Below are 4,387 nucleotides of genomic sequence, written 5' to 3'. Positions count from 1 at the left end.
GGGCCCCGACCCCGGACCGTCCCCGAGCGCCGCGGCCCGCAGCAGCCGGCACAGTTCGGCGACGTCGCGTGCCGTGAAGGCGATGCGGATGCCGCCCCGCGCCCGCGCCGCCCGGCCCGCCGCCGTCGCGGCCAGGTCGCGCAGGCGCCACGGGGTCTCCCCGCGTGCCGACGCAGCGGCGGCCTCCAGCAGGTCGGCAGCCGCCCGGCGTGCCGCCGCGGTGTCGGTGCCGCGGAACAGGAACAGCTCGGCCGGCCACTCGTCCCGGGCGTGCTCCGGCGGCGGCGCGTCCGCGCCGTGCCCGGCCAGTACCGCGTGGAAGTTGGTGCCGCCGAAGCCGAAGGCGCTCAGCCCCGCGTACCGCCGCCCGGGGGCGGCCGGCCAGGGCAGAGCCTCGCGGTGGAACACGAACGGGCTCGCGCCCGCCCGCCAGGCGGAGTTCGGTCTCGACAGGTGCAGGGTGGGGGGCCGCACCCCCGTGTGCAGGGCGAGCGCCGTCTTGATCAGGCCGGCCAGTCCGGCGGCGCACTTCGTGTGCCCGATCTGCGATTTCACCGACCCGAGCACACAGCTCCCCGCGCGGGCGCCGGCCGCTTCGAACACCTCCGTCAGCACACCGAGCTCCGTGCGGTCGCCGACCACCGTGCCGGTCCCGTGCGCCTCGACCAGCCCGACGTCGGCCGGGGACACGCCGGCGCACCGGTACGCGCGCTCCAGCGCGGCCCGCTGCCCCTCCGGCCGGGGCGCGGTCAGCCCCAGCGAGCGCCCGTCGCTGGACGCGCCGACCGCCTTGACCACCGCGTACACGCGGTCCCCGTCCCGCTCCGCGTCCGCGAGGCGCTTCAGGACGACGCAGGCGACGCCCTCGCCGAGGGCGATGCCGTCCGCGGACCGGTCGAACGCGCGGGAGCGCCCGGTCGGGGACAGGGCGTGCACGGAGGTGAAGAGGGCGTAGTCGTTGATGCCGTTGTGGAGGTCGGCGCCGCCGCACAGCATCATGTCGCTCGTCCCGAGGACGAGTTCCTTGCAGGCGGCGTCCAGCGCGGCCAGCGACGAGGCGCAGGCGGCGTCCACGGTGTGGTTGGGGCCGCGCAGGTCGAGGCGGTTCGCCACCCGCCCGGCGACGACGTTGGCGAGCACGCCGGGGAAGGTGTCCTCGGTGAGCCGGGGCAGCTGCCCGTCCAGCCCGGCCGGCACCCGCCCGTAGTAGGAGGGCAGCACGGTCCGCAGCGTGGCGGCGTTCGACAGGTCGCTGCCCGCCTCGGTCCCGAACACCACCCCGGTCCGCGCCCGGTCGAAGGGCCGGCCGTCCTCGCCGTGTCCGGCGTCCTCCAGGGCGCGCCGGGACACCTCCAGTGCGAGCAGCTGCACCGGCTCGATGCTGCCGAGCGAGGCAGGGGGGATGCCGTAGCGCAGCGGGTCGAAGGGGATGCGGGGCAGGAAGCCGCCCCACCGGGAGGTGCTGGCCGGGCCGCTGCCGTCGGGGCCGGGGGAGCAGTGCACGTCCGGGTCCCAGCGCTCCGCGGGCACCTCGGTGACGGCGTCGTGGCCGTCCAGCACGTGTGCCCAGAACGCGGCGAGGTCCGGCGCCCCGGGGAACACGCAGGCCATGCCGACGACGGCGATGTCCAGCGGTGCGGGCGCGCGCTCGGCGGGCCCGGGGCCGGCCGGTTCCGCGGCCCGCAGGGCGGCACGCCGCCGCTCCAGGAAGGCCGCGGCGCCCGCGGTGACGGACTCGTGCAGTTCGGCGACGGTCGTGGCCGAGTGCCGCAGGACCGCGGCCTGCCCGGCCATGAACATGCCCTCCGCGTGCTGCCGCTCCTCGTCCACGGGCGCCAGCCCGCCGGCGGCGGTGCGCTCGACGCCCTTGCTCGCCAGCCGCAGCCGGCCGACGTTCAGCCGCTCCAGCCGCTCCCACACCTCCCGTTCGGGCGCACCGCCGGCGCGCAGCTCCGCCGCGAGCTTCCGGAACCCCTCGCTGAACGGGCTCGGCACGCACCGGGTGGCGTGCCCGGGCGCCGTCCGCAGCAGCGCGGTCCGCTCGGCGGCCAGCACCTGCCGCTGGAACAGCGGCTGTACGGCGCCGTGGGCGACGGCCTCCCGCGTGAACAGGTAGGCGGTGCCCATGAGGACGCCGACCGCGCACCCGCGGGAGGTGAGCGGCGCGGCCAGGGCGGCGACCATGGCGGCGGAGCGGGCGTCGTGCACGCCGCCCGCGAAGAACACCTCGAGGGCGGGCGCGGCGCCGGGGTCCCCCGCCACGTGGTCGAGCAGGACGCGGATCTGCGCCTCCCACAGCGGGAAGCTGTTGCGCGGTCCGACGTGGCCCCCGCATTCGGCGCCCTCGAAGACGAACCGGCGCGCTCCCTCGGCGAGGTACTGGCGCAGCAGTCCGGGGGAGGGGGCGTGGAGGAACGTCCGTATGCCGTCGGCTTCCAGGGCGCGGGCCTGCGAAGGCCGGCCGCCGGCGATCACCGCATGGCTCGGCCGGTGCGCCCGTACCGCTTCGAGCTGGGCGGCGCGTGTCTCCTCCGGGGCGAAGCCGAGGATGCCCACCCCCCAGGGGCGGCCTTCCAGCACGGCGGCCGCCTCCGCGAGCAGGGCGGCGGCCCGCTCGCGCCCGGCGAGGGCGAGGGCGAGGAACGGCAGGGCGCCGCCGTCGGAGACGGCGCGGGCGAAGTCCGCCCCGTCGCTGACCCGCGTCATCGGCCCCTGGGCGATCGGCAGGCGGGTGCCGAGTGCGCGGCTCATCGGGGATCCGGCGGTGAGGGCGCGGCCGGCGGCGCCGTCGGCGGTCGCAGCGCGGACGGCTTCGACGACGGCGCGTACCGCGCCGGCGGCGTCCCGGTGGCGGTCGGCGAACACGGCGGCCAGTGGGGCGTCCTGCCCGACCGGGAGGAGCCGGGCGTCGGGGTCCCGGCCGCCGAGCAGCGCGGCGATCCGCTCCGGGTCGTCGGGCAGGTCTCGGGGCGGCGCGCCGGGCGGCGGGGCCGCGGCCCCGCGCCGGTGCAGGAAGCGGTGGCCGCCCAGTTCGGTGGTCTCGGAGCCGTCCAGCGGGCGCAGTACCGCCGCGACGGCCGCGGGGAGCGACGACTCCGCGAGGAGCGCCAGCTGCGTGTCGAGGACGACGCCCGCGGCTCCGCCGGCGGCGGCCGCGGCGGCCGTGCCGGGCGCGATGCCCCCGCAGGCCCACACCGGCGGGCCGTCGGGTCCGACGGCGTCCAGGAGCTGCTGCACCAGGACGAACGTGCCGAGTTCGCCGATGCGCCCGCCGCATTCGCTGCCGCGGGCGACGAGGCCGTGCGCTCCCGCGTCCAGCGCGGCCCGCGCCTCGGCCAGGCCGGTGGCCTCGGCCAGCACCCGCACCCCGGGCGGCAGGTCCGCCGGCCGCACCGCGGATCCGGCGGCGAGGATCACCGTACGGGGCCCGCCCGGGCCGCCGAGCAGCCCTGCCGCGCCCCCGGGCCGTAATCGGCAGTGCGGGCCCACCCGCACCCCGAACCGCCCGGGGAGCCAGCCCCGCAGGTCGGCCAGGGCCGCCCGGGCGGCCCGGTCACCGCACCCGAGGTCCAGGACACCCAGTCCGCCGCCGCGGGTCACCGCGGCCGCGAGGCGGGCATCGGGTTCGCCGAAGGGGGTCACTCCGATGACGTGCTCTGCCGGCGTCATAATTCTCCGAATATGCGATGGCGTTGCCCGGTGGGGGAATGTCGGCCATGACGAAGGCCGCGGGAAGGCACAAGGTCGCGCGGGCCCGGAACGGTAATTCGGGCCTTTCGGTGAACGAAGCGAAGCTAGCGCCAAGTTACTGAAGGGTCAACGCTGCGTACCTGATCCGAGGCGGTCGGTGCCGGAGCGGACGGCCGGCATGGAGCCGGAGCGGGCGGAGCGGGCACACCCAGGGGAAACGCCGCACGACGGCGCCGAGACGGGAGATCGGCGTGAATTCGCCGTCGTGCGGCGAGCGGGGAGAAAACGCGAAGTGACTGGTCAGTAGCCTGAAATGCCGGGCACCGCGGCCGCCGTGCGCGGCCGCGGTGGTCCGAAGGTCGGCGGCCGGATCACATCGGGTCCATGGTCGCGCTCTCCGGGCCGCTCTCCCGCTCGATCCGCTCCCGGATGCGCACGGCCTCGTCCGTCAGGCGCCGGCGTTCGTCCGGGTCGGTGGCGCGCTGCGCCGCCAGTTCCAGTTCCTCGGCCTGCTCGCGCATCTGCCGGGCGGGCGTGCCGGGCTGCTTCTCGTCGCTCATGGGCGTCCATCCTCGGTAGGCGGGTCCTGACCCCTCCACCCAACCAGCAACGGCGGCCCCTGCGGCGGCCATCGGTGCTCGGCCGCGGCCGTGTCGCACGGCCTCGGCGGGCTCCTCAGGCCGGCCCGCCCGAGCCC

The 4,387-nt window shown here is 77.4% G+C and carries 2 protein-coding genes; both read right to left on the bottom strand.

The genetic code is table 11. From position 1 onward, the window contains the following. On the bottom strand, positions 1–3,669 hold a 3,669-nt coding region (locus tag EF903_RS29350; RefSeq protein WP_185902890.1), incomplete at its 3' end, for a beta-ketoacyl synthase N-terminal-like domain-containing protein. 392 nt (positions 3,670–4,061) lie between these two features. Further along, the gene (locus tag EF903_RS29345) at positions 4,062–4,250 is read right to left on the bottom strand and encodes a DUF6381 family protein (protein ID WP_125548035.1); all 189 of its coding nucleotides are present in this window, start codon (positions 4,248–4,250) and stop codon (positions 4,062–4,064) included. Between the last annotated feature and the right edge of the window lie 137 nt (positions 4,251–4,387).

The organism is Streptomyces sp. WAC05292 (assembly GCF_003949955.1).
GTDB lineage: Bacteria > Actinomycetota > Actinomycetes > Streptomycetales > Streptomycetaceae > Streptomyces > Streptomyces globosus.
Note: the sequence above shows the minus strand (reverse complement) of the source record. Positions and strands in the feature narration are given on the sequence as shown.